Source organism: Pseudomonas sp. MWU347 (assembly GCF_017947305.1).
Taxonomy (GTDB): domain Bacteria; phylum Pseudomonadota; class Gammaproteobacteria; order Pseudomonadales; family Pseudomonadaceae; genus Aquipseudomonas; species Aquipseudomonas putida_A.
In genome coordinates this window covers 178,226-203,096 of record NZ_JAFGZB010000009.1, presented here as the reverse complement: position 1 = coordinate 203,096, position 24,871 = coordinate 178,226, and the positions used below count along the sequence as shown (strand labels likewise).

General features: G+C 61.3%; 24 protein-coding genes. 14 read left to right on the top strand and 10 right to left on the bottom strand.

All coding sequences use genetic code 11. From position 1 onward, the window contains the following. The gene (locus KCG87_RS20220) at positions 1-2,130 is read left to right on the top strand and encodes a TonB-dependent receptor (protein ID WP_210558751.1); all 2,130 of its coding nucleotides are present in this window, start codon (positions 1-3) and stop codon (positions 2,128-2,130) included. A gap of 31 nt (positions 2,131-2,161) precedes the next feature. Here the strand turns inward: KCG87_RS20220 and KCG87_RS20215 are convergent, their stop codons facing one another. Continuing rightward, positions 2,162-2,530: a hypothetical protein gene (locus tag KCG87_RS20215; protein WP_098964352.1), complete on the bottom strand. Its 369-nt coding sequence runs from the start codon at positions 2,528-2,530 to the stop codon at positions 2,162-2,164. A gap of 41 nt (positions 2,531-2,571) precedes the next feature. Between KCG87_RS20215 and KCG87_RS20210 the strand changes: the two genes are divergently transcribed. The 5 genes from KCG87_RS20210 to argE all read left to right on the top strand — a co-directional run bounded on the left by KCG87_RS20210 (position 2,572) and on the right by argE (position 6,788). After that, positions 2,572-2,802, top strand: a complete 231-nt coding sequence (locus KCG87_RS20210) for a hypothetical protein (protein ID WP_096796409.1) — start codon at positions 2,572-2,574, stop codon at positions 2,800-2,802. Positions 2,803-3,052: 250 nt separating this feature from the next. Further along, positions 3,053-4,372 (top strand): NAD(P)/FAD-dependent oxidoreductase, encoded by a 1,320-nt coding sequence (locus tag KCG87_RS20205; protein ID WP_210558750.1) that lies wholly within the window; start codon positions 3,053-3,055, stop codon positions 4,370-4,372. A 58-nt stretch (positions 4,373-4,430) separates the two neighbouring features. Next, a complete protein-coding gene (locus KCG87_RS20200) occupies positions 4,431-4,847 on the top strand; it encodes a RidA family protein (protein ID WP_003225869.1) in 417 nt (138 codons plus the stop codon). Between the two features lie 118 nt (positions 4,848-4,965). After that, a complete protein-coding gene (locus KCG87_RS20195) occupies positions 4,966-5,643 on the top strand; it encodes a DUF1028 domain-containing protein (RefSeq protein ID WP_134786662.1) in 678 nt (225 codons plus the stop codon). Continuing rightward, positions 5,640-6,788 carry an acetylornithine deacetylase gene (gene argE, locus KCG87_RS20190; protein WP_210558749.1) on the top strand — a complete coding sequence of 383 codons (1,149 nt, stop codon included), beginning with the start codon at positions 5,640-5,642 and terminating at the stop codon, positions 6,786-6,788. Before KCG87_RS20195 ends, argE begins: the two co-directional genes overlap by 4 nt. 19 nt (positions 6,789-6,807) lie before the next feature. On the opposite strand, the gene KCG87_RS20185 is transcribed toward argE, so the two are convergent. Continuing rightward, positions 6,808-7,719 carry a LysR family transcriptional regulator gene (locus KCG87_RS20185; RefSeq protein WP_210558748.1) on the bottom strand — a complete coding sequence of 304 codons (912 nt, stop codon included), beginning with the start codon at positions 7,717-7,719 and terminating at the stop codon, positions 6,808-6,810. 417 nt (positions 7,720-8,136) lie between these two features. On the opposite strand from KCG87_RS20185, the gene KCG87_RS20180 reads away from it, so the two are divergent. Next, positions 8,137-9,552 (top strand): cytosine permease, encoded by a 1,416-nt coding sequence (locus KCG87_RS20180; protein WP_096796404.1) that lies wholly within the window; start codon positions 8,137-8,139, stop codon positions 9,550-9,552. A 104-nt stretch (positions 9,553-9,656) separates the two neighbouring features. After that, positions 9,657-10,280, top strand: a complete 624-nt coding sequence (locus tag KCG87_RS20175; protein ID WP_098964358.1) for a glutathione S-transferase — start codon at positions 9,657-9,659, stop codon at positions 10,278-10,280. Between the two features lie 3 nt (positions 10,281-10,283). Here the strand turns inward: KCG87_RS20175 and KCG87_RS20170 are convergent, their stop codons facing one another. Beyond that, the gene (locus KCG87_RS20170) at positions 10,284-10,946 is read right to left on the bottom strand and encodes a M24 family metallopeptidase (protein WP_115989532.1); all 663 of its coding nucleotides are present in this window, start codon (positions 10,944-10,946) and stop codon (positions 10,284-10,286) included. Between the two features lie 83 nt (positions 10,947-11,029). Continuing rightward, complete coding sequence (locus KCG87_RS20165; RefSeq protein ID WP_134787600.1) at positions 11,030-11,908, bottom strand: LysR family transcriptional regulator; 879 nt, start codon at positions 11,906-11,908, stop codon at positions 11,030-11,032. A 103-nt stretch (positions 11,909-12,011) separates the two neighbouring features. On the opposite strand from KCG87_RS20165, the gene KCG87_RS20160 reads away from it, so the two are divergent. Then, a complete protein-coding gene (locus KCG87_RS20160; RefSeq protein WP_210558747.1) occupies positions 12,012-13,403 on the top strand; it encodes an aldehyde dehydrogenase family protein in 1,392 nt (463 codons plus the stop codon). 132 nt (positions 13,404-13,535) lie between these two features. On the opposite strand, the gene KCG87_RS20155 is transcribed toward KCG87_RS20160, so the two are convergent. After that, positions 13,536-15,080: an MFS transporter gene (locus KCG87_RS20155; protein WP_210558746.1), complete on the bottom strand. Its 1,545-nt coding sequence runs from the start codon at positions 15,078-15,080 to the stop codon at positions 13,536-13,538. A 102-nt stretch (positions 15,081-15,182) separates the two neighbouring features. Between KCG87_RS20155 and KCG87_RS20150 the strand changes: the two genes are divergently transcribed. Continuing rightward, entirely contained in the window at positions 15,183-16,079 is an 897-nt protein-coding gene (locus KCG87_RS20150) for a LysR family transcriptional regulator (protein WP_210558745.1), read from the top strand. Positions 16,080-16,082: 3 nt separating this feature from the next. Here the strand turns inward: KCG87_RS20150 and KCG87_RS20145 are convergent, their stop codons facing one another. Further along, positions 16,083-17,252 carry a DUF1624 domain-containing protein gene (locus KCG87_RS20145; protein WP_210558744.1) on the bottom strand — a complete coding sequence of 390 codons (1,170 nt, stop codon included), beginning with the start codon at positions 17,250-17,252 and terminating at the stop codon, positions 16,083-16,085. A gap of 182 nt (positions 17,253-17,434) precedes the next feature. Here KCG87_RS20145 and KCG87_RS20140 point away from each other — a divergent pair, with 182 nt between their 5' ends. Then, positions 17,435-18,031 (top strand): paraquat-inducible protein A, encoded by a 597-nt coding sequence (locus KCG87_RS20140; RefSeq protein WP_003225887.1) that lies wholly within the window; start codon positions 17,435-17,437, stop codon positions 18,029-18,031. Next, positions 18,028-18,717: a paraquat-inducible protein A gene (locus KCG87_RS20135; RefSeq protein ID WP_210558743.1), complete on the top strand. Its 690-nt coding sequence runs from the start codon at positions 18,028-18,030 to the stop codon at positions 18,715-18,717. Before KCG87_RS20140 ends, KCG87_RS20135 begins: the two co-directional genes overlap by 4 nt. On the opposite strand, the gene KCG87_RS20130 is transcribed toward KCG87_RS20135, so the two are convergent. Next, positions 18,650-21,676 carry an FAD-binding and (Fe-S)-binding domain-containing protein gene (locus tag KCG87_RS20130; RefSeq protein ID WP_210558742.1) on the bottom strand — a complete coding sequence of 1,009 codons (3,027 nt, stop codon included), beginning with the start codon at positions 21,674-21,676 and terminating at the stop codon, positions 18,650-18,652. The two genes, KCG87_RS20135 and KCG87_RS20130, sit on opposite strands and share 68 nt — an antisense overlap. A gap of 159 nt (positions 21,677-21,835) precedes the next feature. Here KCG87_RS20130 and KCG87_RS20125 point away from each other — a divergent pair, with 159 nt between their 5' ends. Beyond that, positions 21,836-22,720, top strand: coding sequence for a LysR substrate-binding domain-containing protein (locus KCG87_RS20125; RefSeq protein ID WP_210558741.1), 885 nt, complete (start codon positions 21,836-21,838; stop codon positions 22,718-22,720). A gap of 191 nt (positions 22,721-22,911) precedes the next feature. Here the strand turns inward: KCG87_RS20125 and KCG87_RS20120 are convergent, their stop codons facing one another. Together KCG87_RS20120 and KCG87_RS20115 are read right to left on the bottom strand one after the other, a co-directional pair. Continuing rightward, a complete protein-coding gene (locus tag KCG87_RS20120) occupies positions 22,912-23,517 on the bottom strand; it encodes a DUF6338 family protein (RefSeq protein WP_210558740.1) in 606 nt (201 codons plus the stop codon). 182 nt (positions 23,518-23,699) lie between these two features. Continuing rightward, positions 23,700-24,035 (bottom strand): hypothetical protein, encoded by a 336-nt coding sequence (locus KCG87_RS20115; protein ID WP_003225912.1) that lies wholly within the window; start codon positions 24,033-24,035, stop codon positions 23,700-23,702. 186 nt (positions 24,036-24,221) lie between these two features. Here KCG87_RS20115 and KCG87_RS20110 point away from each other — a divergent pair, with 186 nt between their 5' ends. Next, entirely contained in the window at positions 24,222-24,461 is a 240-nt protein-coding gene (locus KCG87_RS20110; protein ID WP_098964368.1) for a hypothetical protein, read from the top strand. Positions 24,462-24,522: 61 nt separating this feature from the next. On the opposite strand, the gene KCG87_RS20105 is transcribed toward KCG87_RS20110, so the two are convergent. Then, positions 24,523-24,720: a DUF2188 domain-containing protein gene (locus tag KCG87_RS20105; RefSeq protein WP_096796397.1), complete on the bottom strand. Its 198-nt coding sequence runs from the start codon at positions 24,718-24,720 to the stop codon at positions 24,523-24,525. Positions 24,721-24,871 lie beyond the last annotated feature (151 nt).

Sequence of the window (24,871 nt, the reverse complement as noted above, 5' to 3'; positions counted from 1 at the left end):
ATGCCGTCGCCCACATCCCTGCCCTCTGCCCTGCTGGGCCTGGCCCTCGCCTGCCCGGTCATGGCCGAGGAACCCAAAAGCATGGAGTTGGGACAGGTGCTGATTTCGGCTGAAGAACAAAGTGACGCCGACGCCTCTGTAGCCGAGGCCCAATCGCGTCTGGCGCAGGTGCCCGGCGGCAGCAATGTGGTCGACATGCGCCAGCCGTTGCAGGGCCGTGTGGCGAGCAATCAGGATGTGCTGGCGTATCAGCCCGGGGTCTACGCGCAGTCGGCGGGTAATGAAGGGGTAAAAATCTCGATCCGTGGTTCGGGGATCAACCGCGCACCGGGCGCGCATGCCTCGGGGTTGTACACGATGCTCGACGGCCTGCCGCTGACCGGCCCCGGCGGTACGCCCTACGAATTGCTCGAACCGCTGTGGCTCGACCATGTGGAGGTGCTGCGCGGCGCCAACGGCTTTGATCGCGGTGCACTGGCACTGGGCGGCGCTGTCGATTACGTCAGCCGCACCGGCTATGACGCGCCGAAATTGCAGGTGCGCTATGCCACCGGCAGCCACGGTTATCAGCAGCGTCAGGTGAGTTCCGGGCAAGTGCTGGGCGACTTCGATTACTACGTGTCGCTGACCGATGCGAACGCCGACGGCTATCAGGATCACACCGCCAGCGAGAGCAAAGGCGTGATCGCCAACTTCGGCTATCGCTTCAATCCGAACCTGGAAACCCGCTTCTACTTCCGCTATCGCGAGACCGACAACGATCTCGCCGGCCGCGTGACCAAACACTCGATCGAGCACACTCCAAGGGCGGCCAACCCGGCTTACGTGGCGCGTGATGACAGCCGCAAACAACCGGGCAGCACCTTCATCGGCAACAAGACCACCTACTACATCGACGACGATTCCAGTATTCAGACCGGGCTGGTCTATCACGACTACCCGATGGACCTGCGCGAAGGCCCGAACCGTCTGAAAGTGGCCTACACCGACGTCAGCGGCACGTTCGACTACAAGCGTCGCGACACTTTGTTCGGCATGGAAAGCCGCAGCACCGTGGGCCTGCGCACCACCAAACACCTGCCCAACGACGGCGCCAGTGAATTCGTGCGCATCCCGTCCGGCAACACCGCCGCGTATGCGCCGGGCACCCGCATGCGCAACTTCACCTATCAGGGTTCGGACACCGTGCTGCACGTGGGCAACGACCTTGAAATCGCCGACGACCTGTGGCTGACCACCGGCCTCGCCGCCATTTACACCCGCCGCGAAAGCGCCGTCACCTACCCGCAAAGCGGTGGCAAGACCAGCCTGAACGACTGGGATTACGCGCCACGTCTGGGCCTGCGCTATCAGGTCTCGCCGGACCTGCAACTGTTCGGCAACCTCAGCCGTTCGGTCGAAGCACCGCACCCGTGGTCGCTGATCTACAGCTCGAACATCCGCTTCCCGGCCGGCAACGGCGCGGCGACCGGCACCCAGAGCGACCCGATCAAACTGCAGAACCAGACCGCAACCACCCTCGAACTCGGCGGTCGCGGCGACAGCACCCTCGGCCAGTGGAGCCTGGCGTGGTACTACGCCCAGGTGCGCCACGAATTGCTGTCGGTACTGCCGGACGCCAACGCCGTCACCCCGTACGAACTCAACGCCAGCCCCACCGTGCACCAAGGCGTGGAAGCCAGCCTGCAAAGCACGCTGTGGTCAGCCGCCGACGGACGTAAATTGAGCCTGCGCCAGGCCTACACCTTCAGCGATTTCCACTACCGCGACGACCAGCGTTTCGGCGACAACCGCCTGCCCGGCCTGCCGATGCACTATTACCAGGGCGAACTGCGCCACGACTGGCCGCAGGGCTTCTTCGCGGCGGTCAACACGCAACTGGTGTCCAAGGTCGCAGTGGATTACGCCAACAGCTACTACGCCGATCCCTACGCATTGTTCGGCGCCACCGTCGGCTACAACGCGCCGAAAAACGACTGGCAAACCTGGCTCGACCTGCGCAACCTGACCAATAAGCACTACGCCGCGACGGTCACGCCGGGGTATGACGACAAGGGCCTGGATGCGGCGCGGTCTACGCCGGGTGAAGGGCTGGGGGTTTATGTCGGGGTGTCGTGGAGTTTGCTCTGACGGCATGCCCTGACCAGACAAACGCAGCGGGTCAAAACGGCCCCTGCGTCATCACCCGCGTCTCGATGATGCTGCGCAGCGCAACGACCCGCTTCTGATACAGATCGGTCAAACAATCGAGCTTCGCGCCACAGGCCTTGCGGCCTTTGAGGAAGTCCTGCTGCTCACCGATCAGAGCATCACGCCCGCCCATCGGCAGCAGGCGTTTATCGAGGCTGAACAGCTCGCCCATGGTGACGTCCAGGTCGTTCAAGGCGCGGTTGGCGCAAACGGCTTTTTCGTCCATGGATTTTGCCTTGCCGCAGTCAAAACTGGCGGCTTGAGTTGAATTGGCAGCGATCAGCAACGCACAGCCGAGGGCGGCTGCGGTCACCCGTGAAATTTCTCGAACTCCCGTCATGGCTTCGTATCCAACGTTGTAGGTCAATGGAGGTATGAAAAATGAAAAGCACCGACGATATCAAGCCTGCAACACCTCATAACGCGCCACCGCTCGACTCCTCGGGCAAACCGGTGGATGTGGTGAACCGCGATCTGCAGGACAGCGACGACGACACCCGCGCCGTGGACGAGGTGATTACCCCCACCTCCACCCGCGTCATGGAACAGGACACCGAGGAGCTCAAGCGTAAGACCGATGCGATCGAACGCAAGGTCGCCGACGGTAACTGACGCGACGCTCCCCCTCCTTAAAGTGAATTTTCACCTTCCTGTCCCGGGTTTTCCTGCCCGGGACAACCCTCCCCCTGTCCTGCAAGCCGCGTTTTTACTGGCTTCGCCCCTTCTGCTTCAGCAATTTGTATTCACATCCCAGCTTAATAATATTTTACCGATACCCCCCTCCTGCCTAGTCTGACCGCAAGCAAAACGGACAAGCCTGAAGCGATCCGAATCCACTTGCCTTGCCAGGAAGGATGTAGAAATGACCACTGAAATAATAAAAACAGACACGCTTGTCGTGGGGGCCGGACAGGCCGGTGTGGCGATGAGCGAGCACCTGAGCAAACTCGGCGTGCCGCACCTGGTGCTGGAGCGCAGCCGCATCGCCGAACGCTGGCGCACCGGGCGCTGGGACTCGTTGGTAGCCAACGGTCCGGCGTGGCACGACCGCTTCCCGGGGCTGGAATTCGATGATGTCGATCCCGACGGTTTCGCCCATAAGGAGCGCGTGGCGGACTACTTCGAAGCCTATGCGAAGAAATTCAACGCGCCGATCCGCACCGGGGTCGAGGTCAAAAGCGTGGTGCGCAATGTCGGGCGTCCGGGCTTCACCGTCGAGACCTCCGAAGGCGTGATCGAGGCCAGCCGCGTGGTCGCGGCAACCGGCCCGTTCCAGCGCCCGGTGATCCCGCCGATCGCCCCGCAAGACCCGCGTCTGTTGCAGATCCACTCCGCCGACTATCGCAATCCGCAGCAACTGCCCGCAGGCGCAGTGCTGGTGGTTGGCGCTGGTTCGTCAGGCGTGCAGATCGCCGATGAACTGCAGCGCTCCGGCAAGCAGGTGTACCTGTCGGTAGGTGCGCATGACCGTCCACCGCGTGCCTATCGCAACCGTGATTTCTGCTGGTGGCTGGGGGTGCTCGGCGAGTGGGATCAGGCAGCGATGAAACCCGGCCGCGAGCACGTGACCATCGCGGTCAGCGGCGCGCATGGCGGGCGCACCATCGACTTCCGTGGTCTGGCCCATCGCGGCATGACCCTGGTTGGCGTCACCGAGTCGTTCAATAACGGCGTGGTGACCTTCAAGCAGGACCTGCGCGACAACCTCAAGCGCGGTGACGAGAACTATCTGGCGCTGCTGGATGCCGCCGATGCCTACATCGAGCGCAACGGTCTCGACCTGCCGGAAGAACCCGAAGCACGCGAAACCTATGCGGATCCCGATTGCGTGAAAAATCCGCTGCTCGATCTGGATCTGGCCAAGGCCGGGATCACTTCGATCATCTGGGCCACCGGGTTCGCCGTGGACTATTCCTGGCTGCAGGTCGCAGCGTTTGACGACAAGGGCAAACCGCAGCATCAGCGTGGCGTGTCCAGTGAGCCGGGGGTGTATTTCCTTGGGCTGCCATGGCAGTCGCGCCGTGGCTCGTCGTTTATCTGGGGCGTGTGGCACGACGCCAAACACGTGGCCGATCACATCGCCACCCAGCGCAAATACCTCGACTACCAGGATGCCGAGCAGCGTGAAGCCGCCCTGCATGCGCAGATTCACAGCAAAGCCGTCGGCACCGTCGACGCTTGATTGCCCTCTTTCGCGGCGGTGCCCGGTGCGCCGCTGAACACTCAGTCTGGAGCTGTACATGAGCAAGCCAACCCACACCCGCATCCGTATGTTCAACACCAAGGACACCTACCCGAATCAGACGCTGGATAACGACCTGTGCCAGGCCGTACGCGCCGGCAACACGGTGTACGTCCGAGGTCAGGTCGGCACCGATTTCGACGGTAATCTGGTGGGCCTCGGTGATCCGCGTGCGCAGGCCGAACAGGCGATGCGCAACGTCAAGCAACTGCTGGAAGAAGCCGGCAGCGACATGAGCCACATCGTCAAGACCACCACCTACCTGATCGACCCGCGCTATCGCGAGCCGGTGTATCAGGAAGTCGGCAAGTGGCTCAAAGGCGTGTTCCCGATCTCCACCGGGCTGGTGGTGTCGGCACTGGGGCAGCCGCAGTGGCTGATGGAGATTGATGTGGTGGCGGTGATTCCCGAGTAAGTCGGAAGACCGAGTCGCGGCCTTCGCGAGCAGGCTCACTCCTACAAGGGAACGCATTTCAAGGTAGGAGTGAGCCTGCTCGCGATGAGGCCAGTCAAGACACACAAGGAGTAAACAGATGACCTTTTCAATCGCAGCCCGTTGCCCCGAAACCGGCCAGTTCGGTGTCGCCATCAGTTCCTCCAGCATCGCCGTCGGCGCGCGTTGTCCGTGGCTGTTGCCGGGTGTCGGCGCGGTGTCGAGCCAGAACATCACTCTGCCCTCCCTCGGCCCGGAAGTCCTCGCATTGATGGAACAAGGTCAGGCGCCCGACGCTGCGCTGGACCAGGTGCTGACTCGCAACGGCTACAGCCAATACCGGCAAATCACCGCGATCAACCACCTCGGCCAGACCGCGCATTTCAGCGGCGCGCAAACCCTCGGCGTGCACAACGCGGTCTCCGGCGAACAATGCGTGGCCGCCGGCAACATGCTCGCCGGGCGTGCGGTAATCGAGGCGATGGTCCGCGCCTTTGAAGACGGCGAAGGCCAATTGGCCGATCGCCTGCTCAAGGCCTTGCACGCCGGCCAGGCCCTTGGTGGCGAGGCAGGTCCCGTGCATTCGGCAGCCGTGGTCGTGGTCGGCGAACAGACCTGGCCGATCGTCAATTTGCGCATCGATTGGGCCGACGAAGACCCGATCGGCCAGTTGCAAAAACTCTGGGACGCCTATCAGCCGCAGTTGCAGGACTACATCGACCGCGCACTCGACCCGGCCAAGGCACCGGGCTATGGCGTTGCCGGTGATGATCGATGAACAGCGTCGGGTTGCTCAGGACGCTGGTGGGCTTCGACACCACCAGCCGCGAATCCAACCTGCAACTGATCGAGTTCGTGCGCGACTACCTCGCTGGCTTCGATGTGCCGTGCGAGCTGATCTACAACGCCGAGCGCAGCAAGGCCAATCTGTTCGCGACCATTGGCCCGGCCGAGCAACCAGGCATCGTGCTCTCAGGGCACACCGATGTGGTGCCGGTCGATGGTCAACCATGGACAGTAGCGCCGTTTGAACTCAGCGAGCACGACGGCAAGCTGTTCGGGCGCGGCACCGCCGACATGAAGGGCTACATCGCCTGCGTGCTGGCCTTGGTGCCGGCGCTGGTCGCTGCAGACCTGCGCATGCCGGTGCACATCGCCCTGTCCTATGACGAAGAAGTCGGCTGCCTCGGGGTGCGCTCGTTGCTCGCCGAGCTGGAGCAGCGGCCGGTCAAACCGCTGCTGTGCATCATCGGTGAACCGACCGAGTTGAAACCGGTGCTCGGCCACAAAGGCAAACTGGCGATGCGCTGCGACGTGCACGGTCATCCGTGCCATTCGGCCTACGCGCCGCTGGGGGTCAACGCCATCGAGTACGCCGCCGAGCTGATCGGCGAGCTGGGGCGCATCGGCCAGCAACTGAAGGCGCCCGAGCATCACGACGCGCGTTTCGACCCGCCCTTCAGCACGGTGCAGACCGGGGTGATCAGCGGCGGCAAGGCCTTGAATATCGTGCCCGCCGATTGCCGCTTCGACTTCGAAATCCGCGCCCTGCCCTCGCAGGATCCGACCCTGGTCGCGCAGCAGTTGCAAACCTACGCCGAGCAGCAAGTGCTGCCGCGCATGCGGGCAGTGAGTGAGCACAGCGCGATTCGTTTCAGTGAGTTGTCGGCCTATCCCGGCCTGGCCACCGATGCGCAGAGTCAGGCGGCGGAGCTGATTGCAGCGTTCTGCGGCTCACAGGAATTCGGCACCGTGGCGTTCGGCACCGAGGGCGGGCTGTTCGATGCGGCGGGCATTTCCACCGTGGTCTGCGGTCCCGGCAGCATGGACCAGGGGCACAAGCCCGATGAGTTCGTCAGTCGTGCGCAACTCGATGCCTGCGATGCGATGCTGCAGCGGATGCTGGCCTTTATCCGCGCTTGAAACACGGCTCGACGCACGTTCAGGCGTACAGTCGGGCCAATTCCTCACGGCAATGATCAACGAACAACTGCACCGGTTTGGTCAGTTGCACCCGACGCAGCCAGGCTGCCGACAAGCCCGAGCCGGTCACGGTTTCCGCCAGCGGCACGCACACCACTTTCTGCCCGTCGTAGGTGTACTCGCCGAACGGCCGGGTCACCAGAATCGAAAAGCCGAACCCACGCCCGACCATGCCGCGCACCATCTCGATCGACGGCGAGCTGAAGACGATATGCGGGGTCAGTCCGCGTTCTTCGAAGATGCTCACGAAGTAGGTGCGGCTGGGCACTACGTCGAGCAGGATCATCGGTTCCAGCACCAGATCGTGCAACGAGACTTTCGCCTGTTGCGCAAAACGATGATCGGCGGGTAGCAAGGCGTAAGGCTGCTGCGGCGGCATCAGCGAAGTGGTTTCGATGGTGCTGTCGAGGTCGTGCTCGAACAGCATCGCCAGATCGATGCTGCCGGCGGTCAGCGCCTGCACCAGTTCCTGTTGTTCGCCATCGCGAATACGGATTTCCACCCCCGGCCAACGCTGCTTGAAACCGGCGATCAGACGCGGCAGGTACAACGGCGCTACGGTTTCGAAACAGCCGATATCGATCTGCCCCGAGACCACATCGTTGTCCGCCAGCGCGTTCTGCTCGAACTCATGCGCCACTCGCAGCAATTCCAGCGCCTTGCGATAGAAACGCGAACCACTGGGCGTCAGCGACACGCCCTGGGCGTGATGGCGGATGAACAGCTGCACGCCGAAGCTTTCTTCCAGATGCTTGATCGCGGTGGAGACCGACGGCTGGGCGATATAGAGCTTGCGCGAGGCTTCGGCGACGCTGCCGCAATCGGCGGTGGTGACGAAGTATTTGAGCTGGCGCAGGTTGTAGGCGGCCATATAAAAACCTCTGCAAGTGAGACAACGCTTTTGTGGTGAGGAGATTTATCTGTTGTCAGGGCATTTGTCTGTAGTTAGGGCATTCGTCTGTAGTCAGGGGGTCTGTGGTGAGGGGATTTATCCCCGAGGGGGCGCGAAGCGGCCCCTGTTTCTAAAGTCAAAAGAGGGGCCGCTTCGCAGCCCATCGGGGATAAATCCCCTCACCACAAAACTGTGTAAATCCAGGACAGAGTGAAGCCTGAACATACCGGAGCTACGCATTACACGCGGCATATATTTTTTAAGGTCTGAAGCAACAAACTTACTAATTTATCTATCCCGGGCCTTTGCACATGATCGCTTCAACAAGAAATGCGCCGTCCGTGTCGGCGCTTACCGAAGTACGTCCACGTACTCATCCTTGCCTTGGAGTTCGTCATGTCCACCTCTGCAACAACATCCGCGCCGCTCATTGAAAAACACACAATAGGATACGTGCCCCCCGAAGATCGCCACGGAAAGGTCAGGGATCTGTTCACGCTGTGGTTCGGCGGCAACATCGCGCCGTTGCCGATCGTCACCGGCGCGCTGGGCGTGCAGTTGTTCCACTTGAATCTGGTCTGGGGCATCGTCGCGATTCTGGTCGGTCATCTGGTCGGCGGCGTGCTGATGGCGCTGCACTCGGCGCAAGGCCCGCAGATGGGCATTCCGCAGATGATCCAGAGCCGCGCGCAGTTCGGCTCGCTCGGTGCTCTGCTGGTGGTGCTGATTGCCGGGGTCATGTACATCGGCTTCTTTGCCTCCAACATCGTGCTGGCCGGCAAGTCGCTGCACGGCGTGGTCGACAGCGTGCCGGTGCCGGTCGGCATCGTCATCGGTGCCCTCGGTTCGGGGATCATCGGCATCATCGGCTACCGCTTCATCCACGTGCTCAACCGCATCGGCACCTGGGTGCTGGGGATCGGCATCGTCGTCGGTTTCGGCTACATCTTCACCCACATTCAAACCGATGACTTCCTCACTCGCGGCAGCTTCAACCTCTCCGGCTGGCTCGCCACCGTGTCGCTCGCCGCGCTGTGGCAGATCGCGTTTGCGCCTTACGTGTCCGACTATTCGCGTTATTTGCCGGCCGACGTCAAAGTCTCGTCGACGTTCTGGACCACGTATCTGGGTTCGGCGCTGGGCTCGAGTCTGGCGTTCATCTTCGGTGCCGTCGCCGTGCTCGCGACCCCGGTGGGCATGGACACCATGGATGCGGTCAAGCTCGCCACTGGCTCGATCGGCCCGCTGATGCTGGTGCTGTTCCTGCTCAGCGTGATCAGCCACAACGCCCTCAACCTGTACGGCGCGGTGCTGTCGCTGATCACTCTGGTGCAGACCTTTGCCTATCGCTGGATTCCGACCGCCAAGAGCCGTGCGGTGATCTCGATCATCGTGCTGCTGGCCTGCTGCTTCGCCGCCGTCGGCGCGTCGAAGGACTTCATCGGCCACTTCGTCGACATGGTGCTGGTGCTGCTGGTGGTGCTGGTGCCGTGGACGGCGATCAACCTGATCGACTTCTACGCCATTCACAAGGGCCAGTACGACATCCAGTCGATCTTCCAGGTCGATGGCGGCATCTATGGACGCTACAACCCACAGGCGCTGCTGGCCTACGCGATCGGCATCGCGGTGCAGATCCCGTTCATGAACACCCCGCTGTACGTCGGCCCGGTGTCGGCGCACATCAACGGCGCCGACCTGTCGTGGCTGGTGGGCCTGCTGGTGACTTCGCCGCTGTACTTCTGGCTGGCCAGTCGTGACAGCGCCTATCGGCGGCGGATGATGGGCGGGAAACTGGTGGGCAGTCACTGAGATTGATTCGATGTAAAAAGAAGGCCCGCCATGCGCGGGCCTTCTGCGTTGTGGTGTGGTATTTCTTGATGCCCCGACAGGCACCCACGAGACAGGGAAAACTCATGCTGCGAATTCTGGGCAAGGCGTCTTCGATCAACGTGCGCAAAGTGCTGTGGACCTGCGCTGAACTGCAGATCCCGTTCGAGCGTGAGGATTGGGGCTCGGGCTTCAAACCCACCGACACCCCGGAGTTTCTCGCCCTCAACCCCTGCGCCATGGTGCCGGTGATTCAGGACGGCGATTTCACCCTGTGGGAATCCAATACGATCATTCGTTATCTGGCGGGCAACTATGGCGGCGCAGACCTCTACCCCGCCGAGCCGCGAGTTCGTGCGCGGGTCGATCAGTGGATCGACTGGCAGGCCTCGGAGTTGAACCGGTCGTGGTCGTATGCGTTCATGTCGCTGGCGCGTCAGTCACCAGATCATCAGGACAGCGCCGCGTTGCTCAACGGCATCGAGCAGTGGTCGCAGACCATGGGCATCCTCGATCAACAGTTGCAGAAGACTGGCGCCTACGTCAGTGGCGACCGGTTTTCCCTCGCCGATATCCCCATCGGGCTGTCAGTCAACCGCTGGTTCGAAACGCCGCTCGCGCATCCGGACTATCCCGCCGTCAGCGCGTATTACCAGCGTCTGAGCCAACGCGAAGGCTTTCGCCTGTACGGCAGAAACGGTACGCCGTGACAATCAGATCAACAGATCTTCATAAAACGCGCCGAACGGTCGCTGCGGGTGGGCGATCTGGATTTCCAGAATCCATACACCGGCATTTGGCGTCTGGTCGAAATCGCCGAGATTGCCGCCTCGATGGATCGCGTGAGGGAAATCGCTGACGCGGTGGCCCTTGATATCGAGATTGAGTTTCCAGCCCATGGCTTCAGCCTGATCGCTGGCATAGCGGTACAGTTCGACACCGCTCACGCCTTGGCGCCACAGTGCCTCGACACGCTTGAACAGCTCCTTGGACGCCGCCGCGCAGGCGATCATTTCCGGATCGGAGCCGGTGGTGAAGGTTGCGCCGGCATCGCCTTCGTGCCCCTGCCAGACCACGCCCATGTCAATGAAGAAAATATCGTTGTCACCGAGCACCGGATCGCCTTCGGAACGCTCCTTGAACGCCTTCAGCGTATTGGCGCCGAAGCGAATCAGCAGCGGATGCCAGATGCGGTCCATGCCCAGTTCGGCGAGAATCTGCTTGCCCCGCTCCTGGGCTTCGGACTCACGCATGCCGGGCTTGATCACCTGGGCGATGGCGTCAACGGCGTTCCAGGTCAGATTCTGCGCGTGGCGCATCGTCTCCAGCACAAACCGCTCACCGACTGCTTCTTTACCGCTCAGGGCTGCACTCATTTGCTTGTTCCTCATGGCTACGCTGTGTAGTTTTTTATATTGCGAAACGCCGATCAAGATACAGCCATGACACAACGTGTCAATTACTCTTCCGCACGCACCACACCGCGTTCTTCCAGCAAACGCACGAACATGCCCAAGCTGCGCGACACCGTGCCCCGGCGCCACACCAGCCACGTGGTCAGATAGCGAAAGTCCGCCGCCAGCGGCCACACGCTGACCGTCGCGCTGCCAGGCATGCTTTGCAGCATTTTGCGCGGCATCAGCGCCAGCCCGGCCCCGGCGCTGACGCAGGCGAGCATGCCGTGGTAAGACTCCATCTCGAAAATCTTGCCCGGCACGGCAGCGTCGGTGCTAAACCATTTTTCGAAGTGATGACGATAGGAGCAGTTGGAGCGGAACGCGTAGATGTTCTCGCCGTTCACATCCGCCGCGCGTTGCACCGGGGGGTGATTGAGTGGCGCGATGATGACCATCTCCTCCTCGAACGCCGGCACGCCTTCCAGCGCCGGGTGCAGCACCGGGCCATCGACGAAGGCCGCCGCCAATCGTCCGGAGAGTACGCCGTCGATCATTGTCCCGGACGGGCCGGTCGACAGATCCAGATCGACCTTGGGATGCAACTGGTTGTACGCCGCGAGCAGTTCGGGGATGCGCACGGCGGCGGTACTTTCCAGCGAACCGAGGGGAAACGCACCCTGCGGCTCTTCACCAGCGACCGTGGCCCGCGCTTCCTGCACCAGATCGAGAATGCGCCGCGCGTATTCGAGAAAACTCCAGCCGGCGGGCGACAGACGCAGACGACTTTTCTCGCGAATGAACAGGTCGACGCCCAAGTCCTGCTCCAGCTGTTTGATCCGCGTGGTCAGGTTCGATGGCACGCGATGAATCTGCGCCGCAGCAGCGCTGATGCTGCCGTGCTCGGCAACGGCCTTGAAGATTTCCAGCTGCACCAGATCCACAGTCATTCTCCAATCGTGAAAGAAACGATCTTTATTATTCAGTTTCCAGAAAACAAACGCCACCCTACTCTAGGCCCATCCACTGAACTCGCAGGAGCCAGCCATGAGCCAGATTTCCAGCCAAACCCACGCCATTTCGATCAACCCTGCCACCGGCGAACAGATCGGTCACTACGCCTTTGAATCCGCCGAGACCCTCGACGCTGCGCTGACCCGCGCCGCGTTCGGTTTCTCGAAATGGAAACGCAAGCCGCTGCAGGATCGCTCCCGCGCCCTGACCGCCCTCGCCGGCGCCCTGCGTGACAGCGCCGAAGCCATGGCGACCATGATCACCTTGGAAATGGGCAAGCCGATCGCCCAGGCCCGTGGCGAAATCGAAAAATGCGCCAAGCTCTGCGAGTGGTATGCCGAAAACGGTCCGGCGATGCTCGACGCCGAACCGACTCAGGTTGAAGGCGGCAAGGCGCGCATCGAGTACCGACCACTCGGGCCGATCCTCGCCGTGATGCCGTGGAACTTCCCGATCTGGCAGGTGCTGCGCGGTGCCGTTCCGGCGCTGATCGCCGGCAACACCTACGTGCTCAAGCATGCGCCGAACGTGATGGGCAGCGCCTACCTGCTGCGCGACGCCTTCAAGAACGCCGGTTTCGCTGACGGCGTGTTTGAAGTGATCAACGTCACCCCCGAAGGTGTTTCGACCGCCATCGCCGACTCGCGCATCGCCGCTGTCACCCTGACCGGCAGCGTCCGTGCCGGTATGGCCATCGGCGCTCAGGCCGGTGCCGCGCTGAAGAAATGCGTGCTGGAACTGGGTGGTTCCGACCCGTTCATCGTGCTCAATGACGCTGATCTGGACGAAGCCGTGCAGGCTGCCGTGATTGGTCGTTATCAGAACTCCGGCCAGGTCTGCGCCGCGGCCAAGCGCCTGATCATCGAAGAAGGCGTGGTCGAAGAGTTCACCCGCAAATTCGTCGAGGCCACGCGTCAATTGAAAGTCGGCGATCCGCTGTCCGCCGACACCTACATCGGGCCGATGGCGCGTTTCGATCTGCGTGATGAACTCGACCAGCAAGTGCGCGACACCCTCGAAGAAGGCGCCACCCTGTTGCTCGGCGGCGGTAAGGCGCAAGGCCCGGGCAACTACTACGAGCCAACCGTGCTGGCCGATGTCACCGACCGCATGACCTCGTTCAAACAGGAACTGTTCGGCCCGGTGGCATCGATCATCACTGCCCGCGATTGCGCCCACGCCATCGCCCTGGCCAACGACAGCGACTTCGGCCTGACCGCGACGATCTACACCGCCAACGTCGCACTGGCCCAGCAACTGACCAGCGAACTGGACACTGGCGGCGTGTTCATCAACGGCTATTCGGCCAGTGACCCGCGCGTGACCTTCGGTGGCGTGAAGAAAAGCGGTTTCGGTCGCGAGTTGTCGCACTTCGGCGTGCGCGAGTTCTGCAACGCGCAGACGGTGTGGCTGGATCGCAAATAATCAGGACTCCAACACGCACAGGTGGGAGTGGGCTTGCTCACGAAGGGGCCGGCATGTTCAGCATTGATCGTGACTGACCTGACGCCTTCGCGAGCAAGCCCGCTCCCACACTCGAAAATTCCGCACACACCGCTATAGCAAGTCGGGCGCTGTTTTTTGCGGCTGCGTAACCGCCCGATCCTTGCTCAACAGCCCAAGCACCACTGCCGCCGAAGCCAGCGTGATCACGGTCAGGATGTGCAGCAGGTACTGAAACGCCGAGGCATAACCTTGCACCAGACGCTCGCTGGCCAGCCCCGGAACCATGTTGAGCGCATGCGCCATGTCGCCCGTGGTAACCCGGTGAGCGGTCTCGGCAATCAACGCCGCATCGACACTGCCTGCCACTGCCCCCGTCAGATCGGTATGCAGCAGCGAAGTCAGCACAGCGCCCACCACCGCCAGCGCAATACCCTCACCCGCCACGCGCACGGTATTGAAGATCCCCGCCGCCATCCCCGCGCGCTCTTTCGGTACGACGCTGACCGACAGACCATCCATCAACCCCCACGGCAAACCGGTGCCAATCCCGATCAACAGCATCGCAATGACCAAGGCGGCTTTCGGCTCGCCGACGTTGTACAGGCTCAACCCGTGCAAGCCCAATGCAGCGATCAGAAAACCGATTCCCGACAGGATTCCCGCCGAGACAAACCGGGCCATCGACGCCGCCAGCATCGGCACCACCAGCATGGGCGCCGACAGCGCCAGCAACAGCAGGCCGGCGTCGATTTCGCTCAAGCCTTCCACGCCGATAAAGCGCAATGGCAACATCACCACCAGCACGATGTAGCAAAAACAGGTGCCGATCGGCAGCATCTGCACGCCGATGAAGCGCGGAAAACGCAACAGGGTCAGATCGAGCATCGGATGTTTGACGCGCTTTTCGATCATCACGAATAACCCCAGCAACAATGCCGAAGCACTCAGCAGACCGACCACCGGCGGGCTGCCCCAACCGCTTTCCGGCGCCTGAATCACGCCGAAGGTGAACAGCGCCAGCATCGTGCTGAAGGTGATCGTGCCCGGCCAATCCAGTCCCGTGGCATCCGGGTTGCGGCTTTCGCGCATGCGCGGCAGGCCGAAGACCATGGCGATTACGCCGATCAGCGCGGTGAAAACAAAAATCGCCCGCCAGTTGAACGCCTCGATCAATGCGCCGGCCAGCAGCGGCCCGAAAGCCAGACCAATGCCGAATGTGGTACCGAGTACGCTGTACGCGCGGGTCCGCGCATGGCCTTCGAATTCCTGCGCCAGCGACGCTGAGCCGCTTGCCAACGCTGCAGCACCCGCCACGCCCTGCACCGCACGCAGCCCATCCAGCCAGTACACCGACGGTGCCAGACTCTGCGCGATCGATGCTGCGGTGAACAACAACATGCCGAAGCTGAACAGGCGTTTACGCCCATAGACGTCGGCCAACGCTCCCGCCGCCATCAGCAAACTGCCGAATGACAACATGAACGCATTGGTGATCCAGGTCAGGGCCACGGGGCTGCCGCCCAGATCACGACCAATGGCGGGCGTCGCCACCGCGCCACCGGTAAAACTCAAGGGCAGTACCAATGCCGACAGGCACACGGCCGCGAGGATTAGCACCTTGTTATGCGCGCCTGGTTGATGAGCGACCGTTGTCATGCATTCATCCTTTAAAGAAATTGCCAGGCTGCGACTTTAAGGCCGTCAGATTGATGCGATAATCCCAGCAATTTTGCATGACTTTGTGAAAGGGATTCACAGATGAAATCACCCTCAGCGGCAGACCTTTGCGTATTTCTCTGTACGGCGCAGCACTTGAATTTCAGCAAGGCCGCCGTCGAACTCGGGCTCACCCCGTCAGCCCTGAGCCATTCGGTAAAGGCTTTGGAGAATCGCCTCGGTGTGCGTCTATTCAATCGCACCACCCGCAGCGTGGCGTTGACCGAGGCCGGTGAGCGCTTTTACGCGCGCCTGAAACCGGCGTTCCGCGACATTGACGACGCACTGGAAGACCTCAACCATTTTCGCGACAAACCCACCGGCAACCTGCGTATCACCTGCGGACGCCAGGCGTGCGAACTGGTCTTGCTGCCGATTGCCAGCGAGTTCTTGCAGACGTATCCGGACATTCGCATGGAGGTGGTCGAAAGCGAAGCATTGCTCGATATCGTCGCTGGCGGATTTGATGCGGGCGTGCGCTTTGGCGATCGACTGCAGGCCGACATGGTCTCGCTGCCGATTGGCCCGGCGATGCGGTCGGTGGTGGTGGCTTCGCCGGCATTCCTTGAACGCTATCCTGCGCCGCAAAAACCCGAAGATCTGCGCGATTTGCCGTGCCTGCGCCACCGCTACCCCAGTGGCGCCCTGTATCGCTGGGAATTCGAACGCGATGGCATTGCCCAGGAAATCGAGGTCAACGGCCCGCTGACCCTGGGCGACGTCAGCTTGATGGTCGGCCCTGCACTGCAAGGCCTGGGATTGGCGTATGTGTTCGATGACATGGTCAGCGAACACTTGGCATCGGGGCGTCTGATTCAGCTGTTGGCCGACTGGTGCCCCTACTATCCGGGCCTGCATCTGTACTACCCGAGCAGGCGCCACGTACCGGCGCCGCTCAAGGCTTTTATCGACTTCGCGCGCGAGCGCAGTGGTCACTAGGGCTTACAGATATTTCAGCCAGGCAATATCGCGGCGCCGCGATTTCAGCGCGGAAAACCAGCGCACCGCCGGGTACAGCGCCACCGCCAGCAGCACCGACACCAGCCAGATTGCCGGCACCGAGTCGAAGCCGAAATGGCTGCCCTGATTCAGTCCGAACAGCGCCAGCGCCATCAGGTACAGCACCTTCAGCACGTACAGATGCAGCAGATAAAAGAACATCGGCGCCGAACCGAAGACCGTCAGCCAGCGAATCCAGTGCCGCGTCTGTAGCCGTTCGAACGCCAGCAACAGCAGCAATCCGATGCTCACCGTCAGGCTGATGAACAGCAGCGATGGCGGATACTTGGTGATGTTGAAAAACGCCATCAGCGTTTGCACGGTCGTGTCTTCAACCGCCCAAGGCTTTTCGCCGTATCCGTTGAGCAACCGCAGCCCGACGAAACCCAGCAGTCCGGCGATACCAGCCAGCAACAGGCACTGCTGACGAACTCCGGCGTCGGCCGCACGGGCAAACCACGGGCCCAGCGCATAACCCAGACCGATCACGCCGATCCACGGCAACAGCGGATACGAAGTGCGCAAGCGCAGACTGTCACCGACCTCGATCCAGCCCCGATCATGCAGGATCGCCCATGGCACATGCAGTGCCGACTCCAGCGCGAAATGCAGCCCGTCCAGCAGGTTATGCCCGGCAATAATCGCCAGACTCAGCGTCAGCAACAGCCAGCGCGGCAACCAGACCAGCAGCGACAACGCGATCATGCTCAAGCCAATCGCCCAGATCACCTGCAGATAGATCACGCTCGGCGGCAACTGAAACGTCCATGCAAAATTCACCAAGGTGAATTCCAGCACCACCAGAAACAGCCCACGCTTGAACAGGAAGGCACTGACATCGGCCTTGCCCGCGTACTTCTCGCCGAACAGCCACGCAGACAATCCAGTCAGCAACACGAACACCGGTGCGCACAGATGCGCCAACGTGCGACTGAAAAACAACGCCGGCTCGGTGTTGGCGATGTCCATCGGGTCGGACACCTGACGGTGCAACAGGAACGTCTCGCGCACGTGATCCAGCAGCATGAACAGGATGACCAGACCTCTCAGTGCATCAATAGACAGCAAGCGGCCGGTCGGCGGCGGGTTGGAACGGGTACACACAATCGTCATGGAGATCTCGCCAACGAGCAAATGAATCAGGGGATCGCAACCGCACGCCCCGCCAAAAATTGGCGTTACTCTATAACATTAAGATGTCGATTCCCAACCCAAACGACATTTGCCCAATCACGTCAGGCTTCTATAGTGATCAGGCGCCCCCTGCGCTTTGCGCCTGCTGTCGAGCGTTGCCCATGACCTCAACCGAACACCTGATCATCTGCGAGCATTGCGACTGCGTGTACGAAAAGGTCGTGCTCGGCAAACACCAGAAAACCCTCTGCGTGCGGTGCGGCGGCGTGCTGCAGCGCTACAACGGCTTGACCGTCGAGCAGCGGCTGGCCCTGAGTTTCACTGCGGCGATGCTGTGGCTGTTCGCCAATTTCTATCCGGTGATGAGCATCAGCATGAAGGGCCTGAAGAACAGCGCGACGCTGTGGGATTCGGTACTGGCGCTGAGTCAGGGGCCGATCACCTTCATGGCGATGGTCGCGGCGATTTCGATCATCATCGCCCCGGCGTTTCAACTGGTGCTGCTGATCTGGGTGCTGAGTTTCGCCTTATCATCGCGCCGGGCACCGGGCTTCAAGCTGTGCATGCGCTGGCTGGAAACCCTGCGTCCGTGGAGCATGCTCGAAGTGTGTCTGCTGGGGGCGATGGTCGCGGTGTTCAAACTGGCCGGGCTGCTCGATGTGCTGCCGGGTATCGGTCTGTTCGCCCTGGCGGTGCTGAGTCTGATGATGATCCGCATTGCCGGCCGTGACATTCGTGATCTGTGGGACATTCTATGAAGCGACCCGCGACCGCCAGCGAACTGAATCTGTGCCTGTGCCACAGCTGTGGGCTGGCCTGTGACATGACCGACGAGCCGCACGAGTGCCCGCGCTGCGATGCGCCGCTGCATCGGCGCAAGACCAACTCCCTGACGCGCACCTGGGCCTATCTGTTCGCCGCGTTGGCGTTTTACGTGCCGGCCAATCTACTGCCGGTGATGAACACGGTGATGCTCGGCAACGGCGCCGACAGCACGATCATGAGCGGCGTGCTGGAGTTCTGGGAGGGCGGCGCGTGGGACATCGCACTGATCATTTTCATCGCCAGCATCGCGGTGCCGGGGATTAAATTCGTCGCCCTGTCGCTGCTGCTGATCACCGTGCAGCGCGACAGCGGCTGGGCGCGCCGTGAGCGTTCGAAGCTGTACCGTTTCGTCGAGCTGATCGGCTACTGGTCGATGCTCGACGTGCTGGTGGTCGCACTGGTCGCGGCGCTGGTGAAGTTCCAGGCGCTGGGCGATATCGAACCACGCCCGGGCATCCTGTTTTTCGGCATGGTGGTGGTGTTCACCATGCTCTCGGCGATGAGTTTCGACCCACGGCTGATCTGGGACAATGCCCCGGACGACGAACCGCTCAGCGACGCACCACCTCAAGCAGCACCTGCAACGGATGGCGCAGCGCCCGATCCGACTGGCGCTTGACCTGACTGCGGCAGGAATAACCGGTGGCCAGTGCTTCGCCCTGCTCCACCGGCGCCTCAACCTGCCGCGCCCACGATTGCTCGTAGATCACCGCCGAGGTTTCGCGGTTGCGCGCTTCATGGCCGTAGGTGCCGGACATGCCGCAGCAACCGGTGGCCTGCGTCGCCAGTTTCAATCCGGCTCGCTCGAACACTTGTTCCCACTGGCGAGTGGCGGCCGGCGCGTTGGTTTTCTCGGTGCAGTGTGCCAGCAGACGGAATGACCGGGCCGGATCGGCAGTAGCCTGCTCCGGCATCACCTTGAGCAGCCATTCCTGCACCAGCGCGACTTCCGGGCAGTGGTCCATGCCGGGCACTTTCAGGTATTCCTGGCGATAGACCAGCGTCATCGCCGGATCCAGCCCCAGCAGCGGTACGCCAACGTCCGCCAGCTCACGAAGTTGCTGCGCATTGCGCAACGCCGCGCGGTTGAACGCTGACAGGAAACCCTGCACATGCAGCGGCTTGCCATTGGCACTGAACGGTGCCAGATACACCTGATAGCCAAGTCGTGAAATCAACTCCAGCAGATCCGCCAGCAGCGGCGCCTCGAAGTAACGAGTGAAGGCGTCCTGCACCAACACCACACTGCGCTCGCGCTGGGCCGGGGTCAGCACCGACAGCGTGGAAACCGTCGCCGGCTGCACCTTCCAGCGGCGCAGCGCAGCGTGGAAATCAAAGCGACTGAGCAACGGCACATCGACCATGCCGCCAAGACGCTCCAACTGTTTGCGCACAAAGGTTGCGCCCATCAAACCGTTGTACAGTGCCGGAATCCGCGCCATGTACGGAATGCTGTACTCCAGCGAAGCAATCAGATAGTCCCGCGCCGGGCGCAGATAACGGCTGTGATACAGCTCAAGGAAACGCGAACGGAATTCCGGCACGTTGACCTTGACCGGGCACTGTCCCGCGCAGGATTTGCACGCCAGGCAACCGGCCATGGCGTCATACACCTCATGGGAAAAGTCTGCATCCTGCGCGCGGCTGTTGCGCCAGCGTGTCCACAGGTTGCGGAAAAATGCCGGATGACGGATCGCCTCCGACAGCACATCCACCCCTGCCTCGCCCTGCAAACGCAGCCATTCGCGGATCAGCGATGCGCGCCCCTTGGGCGATTGCGCACGCTCGCGGGTGGCTTTCCACGATGGGCACATGGCGTCGTCGGGATCGAAGTTGTAGCAGGCGCCGTTGCCGTTGCAATGCATGGCTGCGCCGTAGCTCTGCCAGACCTTTTCGTCGATCTGTCGGTCGAGTTCGCCGCGCAGGGTCACTTCGTCGATTTTCAGCAACGCCGCACCGGTATTGGCCGGGGTGGCGATCTTGCCCGGGTTGAACTGGTTGAACGGGTCGAACGCGGCTTTCAACGCTTGCAACGCCGGGTACAGCTCACCGAAAAACGCCGGCGCGTATTCCGAGCGCAGGCCTTTGCCGTGCTCACCCCACAACAGGCCGCCGTAACGCTGGGTCAGCGCCGCGACGCCGTCGGACACCGGGCGCACCAGCGCCGCTTGCTGCGGATCCTTCATGTCGAGAATCGGACGTACGTGCAGCACCCCGGCATCAACGTGGCCGAACATGCCGTACTGCAAACCGTGGCTGTCGAGCAGCTCGCGCAACTCGGCGATGTACTCGGCCAGGTGCTGCGGCGGCACCGCGGTGTCTTCAACAAACGGCTGCGGCCGCGCTTCGCCGGCAACGTTACCGAGAAGGCCGACCGCGCGTTTGCGCATGCCATAAACCTTGTTCACTGCCGCCTGGCCGACCGCCAGGGTATGGCCGAGGCGTTCGACGGTGGTGTCGCTGCTCAAGTGTTCGAGGAAGGCTTCGACCCGGCGCTGCAGATCCTCGGGATCGTCACCGCAGAACTCCACCAGGTTGATCCCCAGTGTCGGGCGCTCGGCGCTTTCCGGGAAGTATTCGGCGACGCCGTGCCAGACGATGTCCTGCATCGCCAGCAGCAACACCTTGGAATCCACGGTTTCAATCGACAGCGGCTTGAGCGCCATCAGCGCCCGGGCATCGCGCAACGCATCCATGAACCCGGCGTAGCGAATGTTCACCAGCATCGTGTGTTTGGGGATCGGCAGTACGTTGAGCTTCGCCTCCACCACAAACCCCAGCGAGCCTTCGGCGCCGCACAGCACGCTGTTGAGGTTGAAACGCTTGTCGGCCTCGCGCAGGTGCGCCAGGTCGTAGCCGGTCAGGCAACGGTTGAGGTCAGGGAACCGTTGTTTGATCAGCTCGCCCTGCTCATCAATGATCTGCCGCGCACAGCGATAAACTTCACCCACCCGATCTTCACGGGCGCACAGCGCTGTCAGTTCGTCTTCCGCAAGCGCTGCGCCGTGCAGGCGTTCACCGCCGCGCAGGACCATGTCGAGTTCCAGCACATGGTCGCGGGTCTTGCCGTAGGTGCAACTGCCCTGGCCGCTGGCGTCGGTGTTGATCATGCCGCCGACGGTGGCGCGGTTGGAGGTCGACAGCTCCGGGGCGAAAAACAGCCCGGCTGATTTCAGCGCGGCGTTGAGCTGATCCTTGACCACCCCGGCCTGCACCCGCACCCAGCGCTGCTCGACGTTGATTTCCAGAATACGGTTCATGTGCCGCGACAGGTCGACGACGATGCCATCGGTCAGCGACTGGCCGTTGGTGCCGGTACCACCGCCACGCGGGGTAATCACCACTTGCTGATACGCCGGCTCGGCAATCAGTCGTGCCACCCGCGCCACATCCTCCGCATCCATTGGAAACACCGCCGCTTGCGGCAGACGCTGATAGATCGAATTGTCGGTGGCGAGCACCACGCGACTGGCGTAATCGGCACTGATCTCGCCACGAAAACCACTGGCTTTCAGGGCTTTGAGGAACTTCTGGTAATCGGCGGTCAATGCAGTGGCGGGCGACAGCTGGGCAATCATCGGTGAGGAAATCTCGGTCAAAATCGGGCCGTGTGGCAGTGAACAGTTGTGCGCAATGAATGATTGCGTCACGCTCCCGCCATCTCATGGTGCTTATGTTCATTGCTTGGCGCCGTCGGGACAAACGTAAAATCGACCCGCAATCCATGACTAAAACGAATGAATCCGCGAACCCTCACCCCTTCCATGTCGCTGTTGCTGGCCTTCGAGGCTGCCGCACGCCATGAAAGCTATACCCGCGCCGCCCACGAACTGTCGCTGACGCAAAGCGCGGTCAGCCGTCAGGTGCAGATTCTGGAAAAGATGCTCGGCATGCGCCTGTTCAGCCGCGAAGGCCGGCAAGTGGTGCTGACCGATGTCGGGCGCATGTATCAGCGCGAACTCGCTGAAGCCCTCGGGCAGATCCGCAGCGCGACGTTGCAGGCCATGGCGTTCGGTTCCGGCATCCACAGCTTACGGCTGGCGACGCTGCCGACCTTCGGCTCGAAATGGCTGCTGCCGCGACTCAAGGACTTCTACACCGCACACCCCGGCATGACCGTGCACTTGCATTCGCGTATCCAAGCGATCGACTTCGACACCAGCGAAATCGATGCGGCGATCTGCGTCGGTGCGGGGGACTGGCCGGGCTTGAGCGCCCTGCCCCTGCACACTGAAGAACTGGTGGTGATTGCCAGTGCGCAGTTGTCATTGGCCGAGCGCGATGAAGCCGAACAGCACATCGCCGGGCAGTTACTGCTCAATGTCAGCAGCAATGCCCAGGCCTGGGCGGAATGGTTCACCCATCATGGTTTGCCACACCGCAGCATGCGCATCGGGCCGAGCTTTGAAATGACTTCGCACCTGATTCAGGCGGTCCGGGCGAATATTGGCGTGGGGCTGGTGCCACGGATTCTGGTGGAGGATGAATTGCTTAACGGCGAGCTGCAGCAACTGGGGGAGCCGATCACCAGCCGCCGCAGCTACTACCTGGTGTATCCGCCGCGTAATGAGGCGTTGCCGTCACTGAAAGCGTTCAGGGACTGGTTGGTGGATACGCTCTGACCAGTGACCCCACAAATGCCAGACATAACGAAACGCCGCTTGATGAGCGGCGTTCAGTCAATCCCGGTACTGGCGCTTTAGCGGTGGCGGCGCACTTGGCCCTTTGACAAGGGGCTTGGCCAGCAGCTTGCCGTCCGGGCCATAAAAGAGGCGCCTGACGCCAGGCGGCATGGGAGTAGGCTCTTTTGCGCTCATGATAAAACCTCTTCGACAGAACTGAATTCGACCCACTGAACTTTCGAGGAATCTATCACCAATAGTTCGGCGCCAAAAGGCAACGCCACGCCATCCTCCCCCAGCCAGCCTGGATTCAGCATGATGAACTGTCCTTCCAGAGGGCCTGAAGGCCACTCGACGGGCCAGCCGAACAATCGCCTTTCATCCGTCAAATGCAGCGTTACCAGGCGATTGTGCCGGGCAAAGGTGCTGTACCACTCGCTGGGGTATGAGTTTTTATTCGTTACATTTTTACTTCGTAACCATTTGTGCAGTTTGTCATTCGAGGCCAGAGCACACGACAACAAGCCGAGCCCCATGGAAACCATGAACGCCCACACAGCCTGGGCTTTGCCATCCCACTTTCCGACAGAAAAGCCTTTCGAGCCTACCCATAGACCAATAGCCCCGATCCCCAAAACCACCCCATGAATCACAAACGTGAAAATCAACGCCTGCACAATCTGCCCAAACGTATCAGGCCGCTTGAATGAAGTGAGCGTGTAAAAAATCCAGGTCGAGACAAATCCGGGAATGAGGTACTGCAACAACGGAATAACTTCTTTGACCAGATCATCCATGATCCGTGGCTCCTTGAAAGGCATGCCCCTCCGGTTACCGGGTGGCACTCAGAAGCCTAGCGCACACTGGAATACGCCTCGTGCCGATCTGTCACAGCGCATTTCGCAAAGCAAAAAAAGCAGAAACCATTGATCCGGTTTCTGCTTTTTGTGCGGCTGGTTTTTGCTGCGGAGGCTGGGCTTTACAGGCAGTCACGCACCGATTTGCGCAACGACCCGGACTTGGCCCATGGCGGTCCCTGATACAGGGAAACGCGACTACCGTCCTTGTATTTGATGATGTCGAGAATCTCGTCGGCGGTGACGAGGCTCGGCGCCTTGATCCGGTAGCCGTTGGAAATGGACGTCTGCGTGGTCTTAGGAATGTCCTGCTGCCACAACGGCAACAAGCACGCGGCATAGTCTTTAGGCGCTTTGGTGGTGGTTTTGCTGAGATTTGGCTCGCCCGGCACCAGCGATGCTGGCAATGAGCAACCCGCCAGCAATGCCAACGCCAAACTCCCGATCCATATCCGCATGGTGTTTCCCTGATCTTGAAAAACGCGAATGTAACGTGTAACCGGGTGTACATCCAGCGCGGCACGTCGCCCACAAGGGAGATTGGACAAATATTTACATGCATGCAGCCCGGTGGCAGACGAGCTGCGCATCATCGAAGAAAAATGCGACTACTCTGTTCTACCGAGAATGTTCCGGAGGTGATCATGCGGCTCAATGAATACGAACACGAACTTCAGCGCGACCTGCAAGCCGTCGCATCGGATCTGAGATGGTCGGCGGTCGACCTCAAACGCATCGCCGAACAGCTGCGCAAGAGCGGCAATGAAGCGGATGCCCAGGCGGTACTCAGGTCCTGCGAGGTGCTGCAAAGTGATGAAGAACGCTTGCAGCTGTATGCCAAGGAAGTGAAAACGCGCTCCATCAGCCGGATCAAAGTCCACTGATCCCCCCCTTTACCTCAACAAAAGCCCCGGCAATCACCGGGGCTCTTTCGTTACATTTGCTTCAACTTGCAGTGTGACTTCGCGCTCGCACCGAGCGTTTTCTGTAACCCGGCAACGCAGCGGCATAGGCCAGTGCTTCCTCTCTGCTACCGAACGACGCAAGCCGATCGCCTTGAGTACAAACACGCCACGGGCCGTTGTTCACGCTGAGTACGTCGTAGCCGTTCATGTGCATTTTGTTCAAGACCGGAATGCTCATGGGTACCTCCTTTTTGCCGACGGTGGATTCAGCTCTGCCTTTTTAACTTACACCCGGATGCCGCAGTTGTGCCGACCGGGTGTCGCCATCGCGATGCGCCAAGGCTCTGGCACTTTCCGCCAGGCCAAACACTCAAAACCCCGAGGGAACC

Excerpts from the sequence above, each read along its gene's own strand:
- KCG87_RS20130 (WP_210558742.1), bottom strand. The coding sequence starts at position 21,676 with ATGATTGCCCAGCTGTCGCCCGCCACTGCATTGACCGCCGATTACCAG.
- KCG87_RS20170 (WP_115989532.1), bottom strand. The coding sequence starts at position 10,946 with ATGAGTGCAGCCCTGAGCGGTAAAGAAGCAGTCGGTGAGCGGTTTGTG.
- KCG87_RS20120 (WP_210558740.1), bottom strand. The coding sequence starts at position 23,517 with ATGGATGATCTGGTCAAAGAAGTTATTCCGTTGTTGCAGTACCTCATT.
- KCG87_RS20175 (WP_098964358.1), top strand. The coding sequence starts at position 9,657 with ATGCTGCGAATTCTGGGCAAGGCGTCTTCGATCAACGTGCGCAAAGTG.
- KCG87_RS20210 (WP_096796409.1), top strand. The coding sequence starts at position 2,572 with ATGAAAAGCACCGACGATATCAAGCCTGCAACACCTCATAACGCGCCA.
- KCG87_RS20220 (WP_210558751.1), top strand. The coding sequence starts at position 1 with ATGCCGTCGCCCACATCCCTGCCCTCTGCCCTGCTGGGCCTGGCCCTC.
- KCG87_RS20200 (WP_003225869.1), top strand. The coding sequence starts at position 4,431 with ATGAGCAAGCCAACCCACACCCGCATCCGTATGTTCAACACCAAGGAC.
- KCG87_RS20160 (WP_210558747.1), top strand. The coding sequence starts at position 12,012 with ATGAGCCAGATTTCCAGCCAAACCCACGCCATTTCGATCAACCCTGCC.
- KCG87_RS20135 (WP_210558743.1), top strand. The coding sequence starts at position 18,028 with ATGAAGCGACCCGCGACCGCCAGCGAACTGAATCTGTGCCTGTGCCAC.
- KCG87_RS20215 (WP_098964352.1), bottom strand. The coding sequence starts at position 2,530 with ATGACGGGAGTTCGAGAAATTTCACGGGTGACCGCAGCCGCCCTCGGC.
- KCG87_RS20105 (WP_096796397.1), bottom strand. The coding sequence starts at position 24,720 with ATGAGCATTCCGGTCTTGAACAAAATGCACATGAACGGCTACGACGTA.
- KCG87_RS20145 (WP_210558744.1), bottom strand. The coding sequence starts at position 17,252 with ATGACGATTGTGTGTACCCGTTCCAACCCGCCGCCGACCGGCCGCTTG.
- KCG87_RS20150 (WP_210558745.1), top strand. The coding sequence starts at position 15,183 with ATGAAATCACCCTCAGCGGCAGACCTTTGCGTATTTCTCTGTACGGCG.
- argE (WP_210558749.1), top strand. The coding sequence starts at position 5,640 with ATGAACAGCGTCGGGTTGCTCAGGACGCTGGTGGGCTTCGACACCACC.
- KCG87_RS20195 (WP_134786662.1), top strand. The coding sequence starts at position 4,966 with ATGACCTTTTCAATCGCAGCCCGTTGCCCCGAAACCGGCCAGTTCGGT.
- KCG87_RS20155 (WP_210558746.1), bottom strand. The coding sequence starts at position 15,080 with ATGACAACGGTCGCTCATCAACCAGGCGCGCATAACAAGGTGCTAATC.
- KCG87_RS20205 (WP_210558750.1), top strand. The coding sequence starts at position 3,053 with ATGACCACTGAAATAATAAAAACAGACACGCTTGTCGTGGGGGCCGGA.
- KCG87_RS20125 (WP_210558741.1), top strand. The coding sequence starts at position 21,836 with ATGAATCCGCGAACCCTCACCCCTTCCATGTCGCTGTTGCTGGCCTTC.
- KCG87_RS20115 (WP_003225912.1), bottom strand. The coding sequence starts at position 24,035 with ATGCGGATATGGATCGGGAGTTTGGCGTTGGCATTGCTGGCGGGTTGC.
- KCG87_RS20185 (WP_210558748.1), bottom strand. The coding sequence starts at position 7,719 with ATGGCCGCCTACAACCTGCGCCAGCTCAAATACTTCGTCACCACCGCC.
- KCG87_RS20110 (WP_098964368.1), top strand. The coding sequence starts at position 24,222 with ATGCGGCTCAATGAATACGAACACGAACTTCAGCGCGACCTGCAAGCC.
- KCG87_RS20140 (WP_003225887.1), top strand. The coding sequence starts at position 17,435 with ATGACCTCAACCGAACACCTGATCATCTGCGAGCATTGCGACTGCGTG.
- KCG87_RS20180 (WP_096796404.1), top strand. The coding sequence starts at position 8,137 with ATGTCCACCTCTGCAACAACATCCGCGCCGCTCATTGAAAAACACACA.